We start from the raw sequence: 16,739 nt of genomic DNA, 5'->3' as shown, positions 1-16,739 counted from the left end.
TGCCATCGTTATCCGTAGACCTCTCAAAAAAACCAGGAGACCAGCCATGACCATTTCCCGCCGCAAGTTCGTTCAAGGAGCCGCCGCTGCCAGCGGCATTGCGCTCACCGCCAACCATCACATCGCGAGCGCGCAGACCGCCGAGTTCCAGATGAAGTGGGCCAGCAACATCCCCGTCACGCACCCGACCAACGTGCGCGTGAAAGAAGCGCTCGAGCTCATCCGCAAGGACACCAACGGCAAGGTCGACATCCAGCTGTTCCCCAATAACCAACTGGGCGGCGACACCGACATGCTTTCGCAGGTGCGCTCGGGTGCCATCGACTTCTTTCCGCTGTCGGGCCTGATCCTGCAGACGCTGGTGCCGGTGGCCGGCATCAACGGCGTGGCCTTCGCCTTCAAGGACTACGCCACCGTGTGGGCCGCGATGGACGGCGACCTGGGCGCGCATGTGCGTGCAGCCATCACCAAGGCCAACCTGTATGTCTTCGACAAGCCGCTGGACAACGGCTACCGCGACATCACCAGCTCGACGCGCCCTATCGTCGTGCCTGAAGACTTGAAAGGCTTCAAGATCCGCGTGCCCGTGAGCCCGCTGTGGACTTCGCTGTTCAAGGCTTTCGGTGCATCGCCGACCAGCATCAACTTCGCCGAGGTTTATTCCGCCCTGCAGACCAAGGTGGTCGAAGGACAGGAGAACCCGCTGGCCATCATCGAGATCGCCAAGCTGTACGAAGTGCAGAAGTATTGCTCGATGACCAACCACATGTGGGACGGCCAGTGGATTTTGTCCAATACCAAGAAGTGGGCCGCGCTGCCAGCCGACATCCAGGCCATCATCACCAAGCACATCACTGAAAAGGTGGTGGCACAGCGCGACGATCTGCGCCGGCTCAACAACAACGTCGAGGTCACGCTGAAGGCCAAGGGCATGACCTTCAACACGCCCGACGTCGAACCGTTCCGCGCGACGCTGAGCAAGGCCGGCTTCTACAAGGAGTGGAAGGGCAAGTTCGGCGACGAGGCCTGGGGCAAGCTCGAAAAATACGCCGGCAAGCTCGCCTGAAATCGTTCCATGCACCTTGAAGACGAGGCAGGCGCGGCCCCGGTCGCGCTGCGCCGCTTTCCTCGGCTGGACCGGTGGCTCGCGCTCCTGACGGAGATTCCGGCGGCCGCGCTGGTCGTGCTCGAAGTGATCATCCTGCTGGCTGGCGTGATATCGCGCTATGTGTTCAACCAGCCGCTCACCTGGTCGGACGAACTGGCGTCGATCCTGTTCCTGTGGCTGGCAATGCTGGGTGCGGTGATAGCACTGCGGCGCGGCGAGCACATGCGCCTCAGCACTTTTGTCGGGCGCATGTCCCCCGCGGTTCGACCGTGGGTAGAGTCGCTGGCATTGATGCTGGTCATCGTCTTTCTCGTCATGTTCCTGCCGGCTGCGCTCGAGCACATGGAACAGCAGTGGCCGGTGGTCACGCCAGCGCTCGAAATCCCGGACGGCATGCGCGTCGCGGCCATTGCCTGCGGCGCTGTGCTGATGCTGCTGATCGCGATCATCAAGCTGATCGAAAAATGCACATGGCGGCAGGTCGCGCTGGTGGTCGGCACCACGCTTGTGGTCGCGCTGGTGCTGTGGCTCGCAAAGCCGCTGTTCAGGCAACTGGGCAACCTGAACCTCGTGATCTTTTTCGTGATCGGCGTCGGCGCAGCCGTGGTCATGGGAACGCCGATCGCGTTCGCCTTTGGCGCGGGCACGGTGAGCTATCTGGCGCTGGCGACCAACACGCCGATGTCGATCGTCGCCGGGCGCATCGACGAGGGAATGTCGTCGCTCATTCTTCTCTCCGTGCCACTGTTCGTCTTTCTCGGCGCGCTGATCGAAATGACCGGACTGGCGCGCGCGATGATTGAATTTTTGTCGTCGCTGCTCGGGCATGTTCGCGGCGGACTGCAATACGTGTTGCTCGGCGCGATGTATTTGGTTTCGGGCATCTCCGGCTCCAAGGCGGCCGACATGGCGGCGGTCGCACCGGCCCTCTTCCCAGAAATGAAGAAGAGAGGCAGCAAGGACGGCGACCTCATCGCGCTGCTCTCGGCCTCGGGCGCCATGTCGGAGACCATACCGCCGAGTCTCGTGCTCATCACCATCGGGTCGGTGACTGGCGTTTCGATTGCCGCGCTGTTCACGGGCGGCCTGTTGCCTGCGCTGGTCGGCATGCTGGCCCTTTGCGTGGTGGTCGCGTGGCAGACGCGTGGCGAGGACATGCGCGGCGTGCAGCGCGCCAGCAGGCGCCAGATCGGCCGTGCACTGCTGATCGCGCTCCCGGCCCTCGCATTGCCTTTCGTGATCCGTACGGTGGTGGTCGAAGGCGTCGCCACGGCCACCGAGGTGTCGACCGTCGGCGTCGTCTACACGCTGCTCGCCGGACTGCTGATCTACCGCCAGTTCGACTGGCGGCGCGTCTATCCGATGCTGGTGGAAACGGCTTCGCTGTCCGGCGCGATCCTGCTCATCATCGGCTGCGCGACCGCGATGGCCTGGGCGCTGACGCAATCGGGCTTTTCACACCAGCTGGTCGAGGCCATGCAAAGCATGCCGGGCGGCAAGGCCGGCTTCATGGCGGCGTCGGTCGTAGCCTTCGTCATTCTGGGCAGCGTGCTCGAAGGAATTCCGGCCATCGTGCTGTTCGGGCCGCTGCTGTTTCCGGCGGCGCGTGCGCTCGGCGTGAACGAAGTGCACTACGCGATGGTCGTGGTGTTCGCGATGGGCCTGGGGCTCTTCGCGCCGCCTTTCGGCGTCGGCTTCTATGCAGCCTGCGCCATCGGGCGCGTGGCACCCGACAAGGCCTTCAACCGTGTGTGGCCGCACCTTGCGGCGCTGCTGGTGGCGCTGATCGTCATCGCCGCGGTGCCGTGGATTTCGATCGGCTTCCTCTGAGCTTTCTGTAGCGTTCAGCCACCGGATGCGAGTTCCCGGCAGCGCTTCAGATTGCTATCGAAGCGCGGCGCAAGCCGCGGTTCGCACACGTCGCCGTTCGGAATGAGCCGGCACAGCCCGACCACCAGGAAGTCCGACACCGCTTCGGTACATGTCGCATAGCGAGTGAGCGCCGGGTTGTCCGTCGACTTGAAGCCCCACTGCTGCGAGAAGTCGAGCATGCGACCCATCGCGTCTTCGAAATAGTCGCGGTCGCGCTCAGACACGGCGCCTTCCATCTTGGGCAGCTCTTCGTTCAAAAAGCCCATGGCTGCGCGTGGAAATTCGGCTGACGCCGCAGAACTCGACGGAGGCAACGGCTGCGCCCAGGCGAGCGGCGCAACCGAAGCGGCGAGCCAGAGCGCCGAGGCGGACAGCAGCCGCGGGAACACAAGGCGGACGGTCGATGATTTGATTCGCATGACGACGGATTTTGCTACGAGCACTCGCTACCATGCGCAACCGGCGCTCGACGCCGGATCAACGAAAAACATTGGAGACAAACCATGACATCTCTCACCCGGGTCCGCGCGGCCGCTGCGCTCGCCACCATGGCCGCACTCGCGACGCTGGCTGGCTGTACCGGCATGTCCACCACCACGCCGCAGCGACAACTCATGCTCGTCGCCAACGACGAAAAGCAGTCGTGGAACGATGCCGGTGTCGCAATGCTCGGTGCACCGGGCCGCGACACCGTGCAGGTGCTAGACATCGGCACCGACCCGCTGGCACCCAGGTCGCTGGTCTCGCTGCAACTCGACAACACCGTGGTCGGCCCGCCCACCAACCTGGCGATCAACCCGACCGAGACGCTGGCGCTCATCGCCAACTCCGTCAACGTGGTGGAAGAGAACGGCGTCAAGAAGCAGGTACCCGACAACCGCCTCTTCGTCATCGACCTGACGACGAACCCGCCCAAGCTCATCGACACGCTCGCCATCGGCAAGCAGCCTTCGGGGCTGACGATCAATCGCGCCGGCACGCTCGCACTGGTCGCCAACCGCGCCGACAGCTCGGTGAGCGTGCTGCGCATCGCGGGCAAGCAGGTGACGCTGATCGACACCGTCGCGATGGGCGATTCGGTCGCGCACGTGCGCTTCACGCCCGATGGCCGGCGCGCGCTGGCGGCCAAGTTTCCAAGCCACAAGATCGCGTTGCTCGATGTCGAGGGTGAAAAGGTCAGCTACAACAAGGTCGACCTCGCGGCCGGTCTGTGGCCGTACAACGTCGACGTGACGCCTGACGGCAAGATCGCACTCACTGCGGACAACGGCAACTCCGGCGCGTCCGACGGCCAGATAGACACGGTGAGCGTGATCGACATGGAAGCCCAGCCGCCGCGCGTGATCGACAAGGTGGTGGTCGGCGATGGCCCCGAGGGGCTTGCCATCAGCCCGACCGGCCGGCACGCGGTGGCGGTGATCCTGCGCGGCAGCAATGCATCGAAGAGCGCATATTTCTACAACCGCAACGGCTCGGTCGTGCTGCTCAAGATCGACGGCAAGAAGGTGACGCGCGGCAACGAGGTCGAAGTACGCGGCCTGCCCGAGGCGGCCGTGTGGAGCGCCGACGGCAAATACCTCTACGTCGGCAACTTCATCGATCAGGACATCAGCATCTTGCGCATGGACGGCGACACGCTGGTACCGACGGGCAAGTCGTTCGCGCTGCAGGGCCATCCGGCCGCGATGAGGAGCAAGACCAACTGATGGCACGAAACAAGGCCCCGGAGCGCGCGCCGCGGATGGTCGAGCGCGGCATTTTGTGCGTGCTGATCGGGGCTGCGGTGCTGCTGGCGCCGCGCTTTTTGCCGCCGTCGAATCTCATGAATACCGTGGCCGGCGCTTCGGTGGTCGGCTGGTTCGCGGTTGTGCTGGGCGCGACACTCATCGTGGTTGACCTGATATCGCGCAGCCGACATCGCAAGTAAGCTCCCGTTCTCCAAAAATCAGTCCAACAGGAGACATCCGATGGAAAAAACCCTCCCAATATCGAAGCAACCGGCGCAGCCTGCGGGGCTCGCTTCGGCGAGCGAAGAATCCACGTACCGCAAGGTCACGGTCCGGCTCGTCCCGTTTCTTTTTCTTTGCTACGTAGCGGCGTATCTCGACCGGGTGAATGTCGGCTTTGCCAAGCTCGGCATGCTGGCCGACCTGCAGTTCAGCGAGACGGTCTACGGCCTCGGCGCCGGCATCTTCTTCATCGGCTATTTCATCTTCGAGATACCGAGCAATCTCATCCTGCATCGCGTCGGTGCCCGCATGTGGATCGCACGCATCATGATTTCGTGGGGCGTCATTTCGTCCGCGATGATGTTCGTGCAGACGCCGACGCAGTTCTACATCGCGCGCTTTTTGCTGGGCGTATCGGAAGCAGGCTTCTTCCCGGGCATCATTCTTTATCTCACCTACTGGTACCCGGCAGCGCGGCGCGGCCAGATCATCTCGATGTTCATGACGGCAGTGGCCGTCGCGGGCGTCATCGGCAGCCCGCTCTCTGGCTGGATCCTGCAGACCATGGGCGGCGTGAGCGGCCTTGCGGCCTGGCAGTGGCTCTTCTTGCTTGAAGGCATCCCGTCGGTGCTGATCGGCATCTGGGTCATCTTCTATCTCGACGACTCGATCGAGAAGAGCAAATGGCTCGACGCTGGTGAAAAGGCCATGCTGGCGCGCAACGTCGCAGCCGACAACATCGGCAAGGTCGCCACGTCGGCCGCCGAAGGGTTGAAGAACCCGAAGATCTGGCTCATGGCACTGATCTACTTTTCGTTCGTGATGGGCCTCTACGGCGTCAGCTTCTGGCTGCCCAGCATCATCAAGGCGATGGGCGTGAAAAGTGCGCTCGACATCGGTTTGCTGACGGCCATCCCATGGATTGCCGGCGCTGTTTGCATGGTGCTGGTCGGACGTCGGTCAGACCGCACCGGCGAGCGCCGCTGGCACATCATCGTGCCGGCGTTCCTGGGCTGCATCGGCTTCATCCTGAGCGTGCAGTTGGCGTCGAACACCGTGCTTGCCATGGCATCGCTGACGCTGGCCACGGCCGGCATCCTGGCGACGCTGCCACTGTTCTGGAGCTTGCCCACCGCCCTGCTCGGCGGCACGGCGGCAGCAGCGGGTATCGCGCTCATCAACTCCTTCGGCAACCTGGCGGGCTTCGTCAGCCCTTACATGATCGGCTGGATCAAGGACATGACGAAGAGCACCGACAACGGCATGTACATGCTGGCCGGCGCAATGCTGCTCGGTGGTTTGCTGGTGTGGTTTGGCGTGTCCGCGCGCGAGGTCGAAAGGAAATAGCCCGGGCTTTCAACCCTTGCGTCGAACCCGCTTGAAGAGTTCGGCGCCCGCCAGCACGATGGCGCCAGCAATGAGGCCGATGCCGGCGTTCACCAGCATCGAGCCGATCGTGCCCAGCACCCCCGCAGTGGCAGCCCAGGCCTCGACCGCATGGCCGAACGCCGGTACGCCGTGCACCAAAATGCCGCCGCCGACCAAAAACATCGCGACGGTGCCTGCGACGGACAAAGCCTTCATGAGCCACGGCGCTGCGACCAGAATGCCGCGTCCCAGGGCCTGCGCACCGGAACCCGGGCGCTGCGTCAGGTAAAGCCCCGCATCGTCGAGCTTGACGATGCCGGCGACCAGGCCGTACACGCCGATGGTCATGATCAGCGCGATGCCCACGAGCACCGTCAACTGCGTGACGAAAGGCTGACCCTGCACCGTGCCGAGAGTGATCGCGATGATTTCTGCAGACAGGATGAAATCGGTGCGAACGGCGCCCTTGATCTTGTCTTTCTCCACCGCCACGACATCGACGGACGTGTCCGCGACGGCCTTCTCGTGGCGCGATGTGTCGGCAGCGTGTTCATCCTTGTGCAGGAACTTGTGCGCGAGCTTTTCGCAGCCCTCGAAGCACAGGAACGCCCCGCCCACCATCAGCAGCGGCGTGACCAGCCATGGCAACCAGGTGCCGATCGCCAATGCCGCCGGCACCAGGATCGCCTTGTTGATCAACGAGCCCTTGCACACGGCCCACACCACCGGCAATTCGCGATCGGCCTTCACGCCGGACACCTGCTGCGCATTGAGCGCAAGGTCATCGCCCAACACGCCAGCCGTTTTTTTGGCGGCGACTTTTGTCAGTAGCGAAACGTCGTCGAGCACCGAGGCGATGTCGTCGATCAGCAGGAAAAGACTGGTGGCCATGGCGCGCCTTAAAAGCTGCTCAATGCAATGCCGGCCACCGCTGCCAGCGACGCGCCGAAGATGGTCAGTCCGAGAGCCCGTCGGCGCGTGGTCAGAACCCACAGCGTGACGCCGGAAATCGACAAAAAGATCAGGCTGCCAGCCAGCGTGTCGATCAGCAGAATCCATGCGATCGGCATGCCGCTGCCCTTGTGCATGCTGGTCAACGTCGCGACGATGCCATTGCGCGTGGTGTTGATGCCGATCGACCGATTGCCCTGCCAATAGTCGGCCTGAATGGTCTCGTTCGGGCCGCCAAAATTGAAGACCCAGTGCGCGGGCTGAGTCAGCGCGGGTGCCGACTTGTCGCTCTTGTCTGCCCAAGGCACCGGGCGAGCGCCCTCGATGCGGCTGGAGCTGGGCGGCCCGTCGGTGCGCAGCGCGGTCACGAGCCAGGCGCTCATTGCCTCGGGCGTGTCGGGTACCGGATCGGGAAGCGCCAGTTGCGCACGCGAGCGCTCCTGGGCCTGCGGCAGCTTCAGCACGTTGCGGTGATTCAGGAAGATGCCGCTGAACCCCATCAACAGGCCCAGCACGGCACCCCACAGGCCGAACCAGCCATGCGTTCGACAAATCCAGCGAACGATGTCGGCCCGGCGCTGGTGGTCTGCAGCAGCGGCGGTGGCGGCCATCAGACGACGGCGCGCTTCAACCGAATTTCTTCGATCTTGACCGCGCCGAGCGCGGTGGTCTGGAGCGTTTTCATCTCGCGCTTGAAGCCGGCGAGTTCGTGGAAGCGCATTGCACGTTCGTTGCGGACCGGCACCCATATCGTGACGACCGTGCAGCCCTCTTCTTCCAGGCCGTCGCGGGCCGCATCCCACAGCATGACGCCAACGCCTTCGTCCCAATGGCCGGGCTTGACGTAGATCGACCAGATCTCACCGGTGGTCGAAGGCGTCTTGGCGTCGCGCGAGCGGTCGTAGCCGACGAAGCCGACGATTTCTTCGCCATCGTCGGTGGTGCTCACCGCGACCTGCACTTGCGGCTCGCTGAACTCGATGGCTTCGCGCCACTTGGCTTCGCGTGTGGTGGGCGCCAGGGCGCGCAACTGGTCTTCCGGCAGGATGCCTTCGTAGGCGGCCTTGGCGGACAGGGCATGGACTTCGGCGATGGCTTTGGCATCGGCCATGACGGCGGGACGAACTTCGTAATCGGACATGGATCGGGGCAGTGACTGGTAGACCCGCTATTGTCGCCGCGCCGCTAAACTCCCAGTCGCATCCGCATTACCAGGAGAGTCAGATGGCTAAAAGTCAGCAGCGCAGCAGCAAGGAAACCAAGAAACCGAAGAAGGACACCTCGCCTCCCAAGCCACCGGCTGTAGGCGGCGAACCCGTGCGCGCAACCGTCACCACCGCGGTGATTCCGCGCGGCAAGCTCAAGAACAAGTGACCGACGAGGCGGCACCACCGGAGTCGCTGCCTGCGGAAGCGGCGGTGCCCGTCAAGAAGTCAGCGCAGCCGCACAACCCGCTGCACGGGTTGACGCTCGAGGCCATCGTGACCGCGCTGGCCGACTACTACGGCTGGGAAAGCTTGGGGCAGCAGGTTCCAGTGCGTTGCTTCACCGTCGACCCGAGCGTCGGGTCGAGTCTCAAATTTCTGCGCAAGACACCGTGGGCGCGCGACAAGGTCGAAAGCCTCTATCTCTTCATGTTGCGCGACCAGAAGCGCGAGCAAAAGCTCGAGCAAGAGCGCGCCCGGCCGCCCGGCTGAGGCTTCCTAGATGAAGGTGCGCATCGAGCCGGCCGGGTTCGGCTTCGAGGCCGATGGCGAGTCGACGCTGCTTCAGTCGGCCGACGCGGCCGGCATCGAGTTGCCGAGCTCATGCCGCAACGGCACCTGCCGGACCTGCATCTGCAAACTGCTGGCGGGCCGGGTGCGCTACCGGATCGAATGGCCTGGCGTCAGTGTCGAAGAAAAAGCCGAGGGCTGGATCTTGCCCTGCGTGGCGGAGCCGCTGAGCGACGTCAGCCTCGACGTGCCGTTCGCGATGCTGGCCGTTTCGCCTCGCTGAGTCACTGCCCTGTTCAGCTCTTCGGCTCGACTTCTTCCGGCACGGCCGGCGAGGCGTTTGTCGACGCGATGCGGTCGCGCTGCGCCAGCGACGGGAACAACCGGAACCACGTCAGCGCCACGAGCACCGTGCCGACGCCGCCCGCCACCACCGAACCGACCGGCCCGAGCAGGGCAGCAGTCGCCCCCGACTCGAACTCGCCCAGCTGATTACTGGCGCCGATAAAGATCGAATTGACCGCGCTCACGCGGCCGCGCATGGCATCTGGCGTATCGAGTTGGACCAGCGTCTGGCGAATCACGACATTGACCATGTCGGCGCCGCCCGAAACGGCCAGCGCGATCAACGACACGACGAAACTCTTCGAGATGCCGAACACGATCATGCAGATGCCGAAGAGCCCGACCACCAGCAGCAGCGTGCGCCCCACGTGCCGCTCGATCGGCCGGCGCGTGAGCATGATCGACATCACCAGCGCACCCACCGCCGGCGCGCCGCGCAGCAGCCCGAGGCCCCACGGGCCGGTGTGCAGGATGTCGCGCGCGTAGATGGGCAGCAGTGCCACGGCACCGCCCAGCAGCACCGCGAACAGGTCGAGCGACACGGCACCGAGCACGGTCTTGCGTTTCCAGATGAAGTCGACGCCCGCCAGGACCGTGGCAACCGTCGTCGGTTCGCGCGGCGCCGGCGTGTAGGCATAGCGCAGCCGCACGACCAGCAAGCAGCCGACGACGAAGCAAAGCACGCTGGCGCCGTAGACAGCGCCGACGCCGAGGATGAACAGCAGACCGCCAAGCGCAGGCCCGCCGATGATCGCGCCCTGCATGCCGGCCGAGCTGAAGGCCATCGCACGCGACAGCATCGTCGGCGGCACCAAAAGCGGCGTGAGCGCCTGCTGTGCCGGCATCTGGAACGCGCGCACGCCGCCGAGCACCAGCGACAGGCCCAACAACAACCCACGTGAATCGTGATGCGACTGATGCGCCGTCAACAGCGCCAGCGCCACCAGCCCCTGCACGGCGAAGCATGCCGCCACGATGCGCCCGCGGTGATGTCGGTCGACCACGTGGCCCGCGTAGAGCGCCAGTACCAGCGCCGGCACGAATTGATAGAGCCCGACCAGGCCCAAGTCCCAGGCGCTGGCGGTGAGGTCGTACATGTGCCAGCCGATGGCGACCAGCAGCATCTGCGACGCCGCCGTACCGAAAAGTCGCGCGACCCACATGCGCATGAACGGGCGCTGGCGCGTGAGATCGGAAAAACTGGGAGGAGAAGTCGCTGCCAAGCCTTGGGCAGGGGCGGAAGCAGAGGCGGAAGCGGGACCGGGCATGACCGCCGAGGATAGCCGAGGCGATTGAGGCTGGCGTGAGGCGGGCGGGTGGGCATGCGGGTGGGCTTCTACACTCGTCGATACGCCGCGCCCAATGACCGACCTCCACCTGATTCACGAAGACGCGCACCTGCTGGTATTCGACAAGCCCGCCGGGCTCCTCTGCGTACCCGGCCGTGGCGAAGACAAGCAGGACTGCCTGAGCGCACGAGCACAGCAACGCTGGCCGGATGCGCTCGTCGTGCACCGGCTCGACATGTCGACGAGTGGACTGGTCGTGATGGCACGCGGCATCGATATGCAGCGGGCGCTTGGCGATGCATTCGCGAGGCGCGAAGTGCACAAGCGCTACGAAGCGATCGTCGACGGTGTGTTGCCCATCTCAGCAGAGTGGGCCACCATCGACGCGCCACTGATGGCCGACTGGCCGCGTCGGCCATCGCAGAAGATCGATGCGGCAGGAAAGCCGAGCGTGACGCGCTGGAGGGCGCTCGGCCCGATGACGCTTCAGCGCGCGCAAGAGCGAATGGCGACCCATGTTTTGCTGGAGCCGCTGACGGGTCGCACTCACCAGCTGCGCGTGCATCTCGCGTCGGTCGGGCACGCAATCATCGGCGATGCGCTCTATGCGAGCGAAGCGGTCAGGCAACTCGGAACGCGGCTGATGCTGCACTCGACGGTGCTGGCGTTGGTACATCCGGTGACGCGGCAAACAATACGTTTCGAGAGCGTCGCGCCATTCGATGCGCGCACCGGCTCGGGTCGAACACCCTGAGCGACGCCGAGAAAGGCAAACGCCTCCAACCAAAAAGATCCGCTCTATTCGCCCTTGACGACCAGCACCGGCATCGGCGCGTCCTGCAGCACGCGTTGTGTCACGCTGCCGAGCAGCAACTTCTCGATGCCCGCACGCCCATGCGAGCCCATGACGATCAGGTCGGCGCCGATGCCGTTGGCAGTGTCGACGATGCCTTCGTGCACCACGTGCCCGTCGATCACGCGCTGATCGCTGTGCAGCCCTTCAGCCGCCAGCGATGCCACGCCGCGTGCCAGCGCCGCATTGGCACTGCTCGTGGCGGCAGCGAGATATTCGTTCTGGCCAAGCGCGTAGTCGGCGCCGATACCGATGAACGGATAGTTGTCGATCACGTGGATCAACGTGATGCGGCTGCCAAAAGCCAGCGCGAGCCCGCTCGCTTTGCTGACCGCGTGCATCGACGTTTCGGAGCCGTCGATGGGAACCAGGATGTGATTGAACATGCGGACCTCTTTTTGTCTTGCGACGACGTTCAGTCGCCCTGAAAACCGTGGGCGCGACACGTGACCACGAGCGTATCCCGAAAGCCCGGTGCCGTCTCGTCGATCGGCTGGATCGGCGTCGACTCGTGGATCACGCGGGCATCGTCGAGCAACAAGAGACTCCACGGCTCGGTCATCGTAAAACGTTCGCCTCGGCGACCGTTCGCTTCGAACACGCGCGTCTCGCCACCCTTGACATTGTGCCGCCCGACAAATGCGACCGCTACCAGATCGACGCCGTCGCGGTGCGCGCCCTCGGGCGTCGGACGGCCGATGCCGCCGGCCGTGTCGATGCGGAACTGGTGCGCCTCGAGGGACCAGCGTTGATCACCCCGGAGCCCGCTGGCCAGTCGCGCGAGACCGCGCATCAGGTGCGTCCACACAGGCTGCGCGATCGTGCCGGCGAGCATCGGCTTGAACCACCGCCGCATGCCGCCGTGCAACGCGTTGTATTCGACCGGCTGCCAGTGGGCACGATGCGGCACCTGATCGACCGCATCGGCATCGACGGTGAAGCACGCATGGCGGCGTTGCCGATAGCGGCCGCCGTCTTTCAGGTATTCGTCGGGCGGCAAGCCGCTCCAGTCTTCGTGGAGAGCCTCGAGCTGTGCCAGCGGCTCGCCGAGCCACTCGGCGACGCCACTCGGGCTGAGCAAGGCATAACCCTGTTCCCGCAGCAGCGATGGCGTTTCAGCCGGCGAGTTGAAAGGTGGTGAAAACGGTGGCGAAGTGGATGAATAAGCGGATGGCGAATCGGCCATCGAGCTCACGCGGCGACCTTGACGCCCTTCCAGAAGGCAACCCGGTCCTTGATTTCATCTGCCGCGGGCTTGGGGTCGGGGTAGTACCAAGCAGCGTCGGCGTTCATTTCACCCTTGACCAGCAATGAGTAATAGCTCGCCATGCCCTTCCAGGGACAGGTTGTCTTGTGGTTGCTGAAGGTCACGTGTTCGCGGTTGAGCGAACTCAACGGAAAGTAGTGGTTGCCTTCGACAACCACGGTGTCGTCGCTTTCGGCGATGGTGGCGCCGTTCCAGGTTGCTTTCATTTCATATCTCCAGGAGAGCGTCTATTGTGCAGCCGGCGCGTGGAGCCAGTGGACGCTGAACAGGCGCGCCTCGTCGGTCCACACCGGGCCGGGTCGAAAGCCTGCGCGCACAGCCAGCGCACGGAAGCCTTCGACAGTGAACTTGTGCGAATTCTCGGTATGGATGCTCTCGCCTTCGAAGAATTCGAAGCGCTCGCCGCCGATGCTCACGGTCTGCGCGCGCCGGCTCACAAGATGCATTTCGATGCGCTGCAGCAGCGGGTTGTAGAACGCATAGTGACCGAACGCATCGAGGTCGAAGTCGGCACCCAGTTCGCGATTGGCTCGAAGCAGCAGATTTAAATTGAAGGCCGCAGTCACGCCCTGCGCATCGTTGTATGCCGCGTGCAGCCGTGAAGGCTCTTTGACCAGATCGACGCCGACCAGCATGCCGCCGCCGCGCAACAAACGCGCTGCGAGTTGCATGAACGACAGCGCTTCTTCGGGATGAAAGTTGCCAATGGTCGAGCCGGGGAAAAAGCCCACGCGCTGACCGACACCGGCGCCTGTCGCCGGCAACACCAGCGGCATCGTGTAGTCGGCGACGATCGGCTGCACGACCAACTCCGGATAGTCGGCACGCAGCCGCTCGGCTGCCCCCTCCAGATGTTCGCCCGAGATATCGATCGGCAGGTAACGCCGCGGTGCGTCTTCGGCCTTGAATGCGTCGAACAGCAAGCGCACTTTAGTGAGCGAACCGGCGCCGAATTCCACGAGCTCGGCGCGAGGCCCGATCTGCGCTGCAATCTCCGGCGCACGCTCGGCAAGGATGCGCAGCTCGGTGCGCGTCGGGTAGTACTCGGGCAGTTCGCAAATGCCGTCGAACAAGGCCGAACCCGCCGCATCGTAGAAATACTTGGGCGGCACGTTGCGCGGCGTGCGCGCGAGTCCCGCCATCAGGTCGCGGGCGAACTCGGACGGCTCGACCGTGGTGGTGGTCCGAGCACGGGCGCGCGGCATGTCGAGATTGACGACTGGATTTCTCATTTCAGATGTCGCGCGCCAAGCGCACGCCGGTAAATTGCCAGCGGGCTGCCGGCGGAAAAAAGTTGCGATAACTCGGACGGGTATGGCCCTGCGGGGTCGCCACACTGCCACCACGCAATATCAATTGCCCGACCATGAACTTGCCGTTGTATTCGGCGGCGATGCCAGGCAGCGGGCGAAAGCCGGGATACGGGTCGTAAGAAGAGCGCGTCCATTGCCAGACGTGGCCAGTGGCTTGGGCCATGCCGGGGGTGTCGATCGCAGCCTCCCATTCGAATTCGGTCGGCAATCGCGCACCGGCCCATTCCGCATAGGCGGACGCTTCATAAAAGCTCAATTGCGACACCGGTGCTTCCGGCTCCATCGGCCGCACACCGTTCAGTCCGAACACCTGCCAACCGGCGGTGCTCGCACCATGTTGCGCGATCCGTGGATCGTCCGGCGACAGCCAATACGCAGGCGCCCGCAATTCGTTCGCCTTGACCGCCGCCCAACCATCCGACAGCCAGAGGTCAGGCCGCTGGTAACCGCCATCGGCAATGAATTGCGCGTAGTCGCCGCAAGTCACCAAGCGATCGGCTATCTCGAACGGACGCAGCAATACCGAATGCCGCGGCGTCTCGTTGTCGAAGGCGAACCCCCCCATCTCATCACCTGCTCGAAACCCGACGTCGACCACGCCACCTGCATGGCGCAGCCACCGTGCGGGCGCCGCTACTGCAGCGAGTCGCAGCGCCGGGCCATTGGCCGGACGGTACGCTGGCAGCAAGGGGTTGCAAGACAACGCATGCAGGATGTCCGTGACGAGCAACTCCTGGTGCTGCTGCTCGTGATGCAGCCCGAGCACGACGATTGGTTCGATCGTTTCCCACAACGCACTGTCGGCACTCTCGAGGAGCGACACCACGGCGGCGTCGACATGCTGCCGATATGCCTGCACCTCATCCACCGACGGGCGCGTCAACAAGCCGCGCTGCGGACGTGGATGGCGCGGCCCCAGCGCCTCGTAATACGAATTGAACAAGAAGTGAAAGCGCGTGTCGAACGGCTGGTATCCGGTCGCATGCATTTGAAGCAGCACCGTCTCGAAGAACCATGTGGTGTGGGCGAGGTGCCACTTGGTCGGGCTGGCATCAGGCATCGACTGGATGCACTGGTCTTCTCGGGAGAGTGGCTCTGCAAGCACGACGCTGTGCGCCCTGACCTCACCATAGCGCAGTCGCAGCGCATCTGCCGGCTGCACCATAGGGCGTGAAAAGCTCATGAGGTCTCCGTTGAAATAGCTGGAGTGGTTGTATCCGAAGGTCGATGTCCCGCCGCGTAGGACAAGCACGCACGGGCCAGTCTCACCGGTGTTGCCGCACTTGTTTTCGGGTCGGGTCGCAACTCTGGCACAGGGCGTTGGTACGTGCACGGCGGCTGCGTATCATCCCGTGAATGAGCACGCTCTCTCCTGCAACCCGCCCACGCATCGTCGTAATCGGCTGTGGTTTTGGAGGTCTTGAAGCGACGCGGACGCTCGAACATGCCGCCGTCGACATCATCGTCATCGAGAAGACCAATCACCATTTGTTTCAGCCGCTGCTTTATCAGGTAGCGACGGCCGGGCTGGCGGCGCCCTCGATCGCTGCGCCGGTGCGGCTCTTGTTCCGCAATCGACCCAACGTGACGACCTTGCTCGGCCAAGTCACCCGCCTGCGGCCCGAGGCACGGGAAATCGAATTGGCCGATGGGATTCGCATCGGCTACGACCATTTGATCGTCGCTGCGGGCGCCACGCACAGCTATTTCGGCCATGACGAGTGGAAGCCCATCGCACCCGGTCTGAAGACGCTGGCAGACGCCTTCGACATCCGTCGCCGCGTGTTGATGTCGTTCGAGGCGGCAGAAACGACGACCGATGCGGGCCATCGCCGCCGGTTGCTCACCTTTGTGGTGATCGGTGCCGGGCCGACCGGAGTGGAGATGGCCGGCACGCTGGCCGAGATCGCGCGGCACACGCTCGCGGGTGAATTCCGGCGCATCGATCCATGCAGCGCGCAGGTGCTATTGGTCGAAGGCGGCCCGCGCGTGCTGCAGGCAATGCACGAAAGCCTCAGCGCGAAGGCTCAGGTACAACTTGAAAAACTCGGCGTCGAAGTACGGCTCAACGCCACGGTGACGGCGATCGATGCAAGCGGACTGGAGGTCGATGCGGCGGTTGGCCACTACCGCATAGACAGCAGTTGCGTCATTTGGGCCGCTGGCGTGGCGGCGTCACCGCTCGGGCGCTTGCTGGGCGCTGCGACGGGCGTGGAATGCGATCGCGCGGGCCGCGTCAAGGTCGAGCCCGATCTGAGCCTGGCCGGCCATCCGGAGATCAGCGTGGTTGGCGACTTGGCCGCTGCGATGAGCTATGCGCCGGGGAAGCCGCCCAAGCCAGTGCCCGGCGTCTCACCTGGCGCCAAGCAGATGGGTCGCGCAGCCGCTGCCAACGTGATGCATCGCATCGCGGGCGAGTCGACCGTCCCGTTCCGCTATCGGGACTACGGCAACCTCGCGACGATCGGCCGCAACTCGGCCGTGGTCGACCTTGAAACACCGCTGGGCCCGTTGCGCTTCAGCGGCCGGCTTGCATGGCTTTTCTGGCTCTTTGCGCACGCGTATTTTTTGATCGGGTTTCGCAACCGCATCGTCGTGCTGATGGATTGGGCCAGTGCTTACTGGAGCTTTCAGCGCCATGCACGGGTGGTGGCTGACCTCAGCTCGAAAAACGAATCTTGATAGCCACCAAGATATTTCGACATCACG

General features: G+C 64.1%; 20 protein-coding genes. 10 read left to right on the top strand and 10 right to left on the bottom strand.

All coding sequences use genetic code 11. From position 1 onward, the window contains the following. Positions 1-46 precede the first annotated feature (46 nt). Both H7F36_RS13055 and H7F36_RS13050 read left to right on the top strand, forming a co-directional pair. The gene (locus H7F36_RS13055) at positions 47-1,066 is read left to right on the top strand and encodes a TRAP transporter substrate-binding protein (protein ID WP_187051222.1); all 1,020 of its coding nucleotides are present in this window, start codon (positions 47-49) and stop codon (positions 1,064-1,066) included. A gap of 9 nt (positions 1,067-1,075) precedes the next feature. Beyond that, positions 1,076-2,938 carry a TRAP transporter large permease subunit gene (locus tag H7F36_RS13050; RefSeq protein ID WP_187051221.1) on the top strand — a complete coding sequence of 621 codons (1,863 nt, stop codon included), beginning with the start codon at positions 1,076-1,078 and terminating at the stop codon, positions 2,936-2,938. Positions 2,939-2,952: 14 nt separating this feature from the next. Here H7F36_RS13050 and H7F36_RS13045 read toward each other — a convergent pair whose 3' ends face one another. Further along, positions 2,953-3,399, bottom strand: coding sequence for a hypothetical protein (locus H7F36_RS13045; protein WP_187051220.1), 447 nt, complete (start codon positions 3,397-3,399; stop codon positions 2,953-2,955). A gap of 84 nt (positions 3,400-3,483) precedes the next feature. On the opposite strand from H7F36_RS13045, the gene H7F36_RS13040 reads away from it, so the two are divergent. From H7F36_RS13040 to H7F36_RS13030, 3 genes are read left to right on the top strand one after another with little or no spacing between them, the layout of a single operon-like run. Then, positions 3,484-4,686, top strand: coding sequence for a YncE family protein (locus H7F36_RS13040; RefSeq protein WP_187051219.1), 1,203 nt, complete (start codon positions 3,484-3,486; stop codon positions 4,684-4,686). Beyond that, positions 4,686-4,907: a hypothetical protein gene (locus H7F36_RS13035; RefSeq protein WP_187051218.1), complete on the top strand. Its 222-nt coding sequence runs from the start codon at positions 4,686-4,688 to the stop codon at positions 4,905-4,907. The genes H7F36_RS13040 and H7F36_RS13035 overlap by 1 nt, the downstream gene beginning before the upstream one ends. A gap of 40 nt (positions 4,908-4,947) precedes the next feature. Then, on the top strand, positions 4,948-6,276 hold the full coding sequence (locus tag H7F36_RS13030; RefSeq protein WP_187051217.1) for an MFS transporter: 1,329 nt from the start codon (positions 4,948-4,950) through the stop codon (positions 6,274-6,276). Between the two features lie 9 nt (positions 6,277-6,285). On the opposite strand, the gene H7F36_RS13025 is transcribed toward H7F36_RS13030, so the two are convergent. Genes H7F36_RS13025 through H7F36_RS13015 form a run of 3 tightly spaced genes read right to left on the bottom strand, consistent with a single transcriptional unit; the run spans position 6,286 to position 8,389 of the window. Next, positions 6,286-7,188 carry a DUF808 domain-containing protein gene (locus H7F36_RS13025; protein WP_187051216.1) on the bottom strand — a complete coding sequence of 301 codons (903 nt, stop codon included), beginning with the start codon at positions 7,186-7,188 and terminating at the stop codon, positions 6,286-6,288. Between the two features lie 8 nt (positions 7,189-7,196). Beyond that, positions 7,197-7,859 (bottom strand): PepSY-associated TM helix domain-containing protein, encoded by a 663-nt coding sequence (locus H7F36_RS13020; protein ID WP_187051215.1) that lies wholly within the window; start codon positions 7,857-7,859, stop codon positions 7,197-7,199. Continuing rightward, positions 7,859-8,389, bottom strand: a complete 531-nt coding sequence (locus H7F36_RS13015; RefSeq protein WP_187051214.1) for a GNAT family N-acetyltransferase — start codon at positions 8,387-8,389, stop codon at positions 7,859-7,861. The genes H7F36_RS13020 and H7F36_RS13015 overlap by 1 nt, the downstream gene beginning before the upstream one ends. 83 nt (positions 8,390-8,472) lie before the next feature. Here H7F36_RS13015 and H7F36_RS13010 point away from each other — a divergent pair, with 83 nt between their 5' ends. Genes H7F36_RS13010 through H7F36_RS13000 form a run of 3 tightly spaced genes read left to right on the top strand, consistent with a single transcriptional unit; the run spans position 8,473 to position 9,246 of the window. Continuing rightward, entirely contained in the window at positions 8,473-8,622 is a 150-nt protein-coding gene (locus H7F36_RS13010) for a hypothetical protein (protein WP_187051213.1), read from the top strand. After that, a complete protein-coding gene (locus tag H7F36_RS13005) occupies positions 8,619-8,945 on the top strand; it encodes a VF530 family DNA-binding protein (protein ID WP_187051212.1) in 327 nt (108 codons plus the stop codon). Before H7F36_RS13010 ends, H7F36_RS13005 begins: the two co-directional genes overlap by 4 nt. Positions 8,946-8,955: 10 nt before the next feature. Further along, positions 8,956-9,246, top strand: coding sequence for a 2Fe-2S iron-sulfur cluster-binding protein (locus H7F36_RS13000; RefSeq protein ID WP_187051211.1), 291 nt, complete (start codon positions 8,956-8,958; stop codon positions 9,244-9,246). Between the two features lie 13 nt (positions 9,247-9,259). Here H7F36_RS13000 and H7F36_RS12995 read toward each other — a convergent pair whose 3' ends face one another. Next, entirely contained in the window at positions 9,260-10,477 is a 1,218-nt protein-coding gene (locus H7F36_RS12995) for an MFS transporter (protein WP_187051210.1), read from the bottom strand. Between the two features lie 193 nt (positions 10,478-10,670). On the opposite strand from H7F36_RS12995, the gene H7F36_RS12990 reads away from it, so the two are divergent. Further along, positions 10,671-11,351, top strand: a complete 681-nt coding sequence (locus tag H7F36_RS12990) for an RluA family pseudouridine synthase (RefSeq protein ID WP_187051209.1) — start codon at positions 10,671-10,673, stop codon at positions 11,349-11,351. A gap of 44 nt (positions 11,352-11,395) precedes the next feature. Here H7F36_RS12990 and H7F36_RS12985 read toward each other — a convergent pair whose 3' ends face one another. From H7F36_RS12985 to egtB, 5 genes are read right to left on the bottom strand one after another with little or no spacing between them, the layout of a single operon-like run. Beyond that, positions 11,396-11,836 carry a universal stress protein gene (locus H7F36_RS12985; protein ID WP_187051208.1) on the bottom strand — a complete coding sequence of 147 codons (441 nt, stop codon included), beginning with the start codon at positions 11,834-11,836 and terminating at the stop codon, positions 11,396-11,398. Between the two features lie 29 nt (positions 11,837-11,865). Continuing rightward, the gene (locus tag H7F36_RS12980; protein WP_187051207.1) at positions 11,866-12,636 is read right to left on the bottom strand and encodes a 2OG-Fe dioxygenase family protein; all 771 of its coding nucleotides are present in this window, start codon (positions 12,634-12,636) and stop codon (positions 11,866-11,868) included. A 5-nt stretch (positions 12,637-12,641) separates the two neighbouring features. Further along, positions 12,642-12,923: a DUF427 domain-containing protein gene (locus tag H7F36_RS12975; RefSeq protein ID WP_187051206.1), complete on the bottom strand. Its 282-nt coding sequence runs from the start codon at positions 12,921-12,923 to the stop codon at positions 12,642-12,644. Positions 12,924-12,944: 21 nt separating this feature from the next. Further along, on the bottom strand, positions 12,945-13,922 hold the full coding sequence (gene egtD / locus H7F36_RS12970) for an L-histidine N(alpha)-methyltransferase (RefSeq protein WP_187054968.1): 978 nt from the start codon (positions 13,920-13,922) through the stop codon (positions 12,945-12,947). Between the two features lie 28 nt (positions 13,923-13,950). After that, positions 13,951-15,213: an ergothioneine biosynthesis protein EgtB gene (gene egtB, locus H7F36_RS12965; protein ID WP_187051205.1), complete on the bottom strand. Its 1,263-nt coding sequence runs from the start codon at positions 15,211-15,213 to the stop codon at positions 13,951-13,953. A 173-nt stretch (positions 15,214-15,386) separates the two neighbouring features. Here egtB and H7F36_RS12960 point away from each other — a divergent pair, with 173 nt between their 5' ends. After that, positions 15,387-16,712, top strand: a complete 1,326-nt coding sequence (locus tag H7F36_RS12960) for an NAD(P)/FAD-dependent oxidoreductase (RefSeq protein WP_187051204.1) — start codon at positions 15,387-15,389, stop codon at positions 16,710-16,712. Positions 16,713-16,739 lie beyond the last annotated feature (27 nt).

The organism is Variovorax sp. PAMC28562 (genome assembly GCF_014303735.1).
Taxonomy (GTDB): Bacteria; Pseudomonadota; Gammaproteobacteria; order Burkholderiales; family Burkholderiaceae_C; genus Variovorax.
Note: the sequence above shows the minus strand (reverse complement) of the source record. Positions and strands in the feature narration are given on the sequence as shown.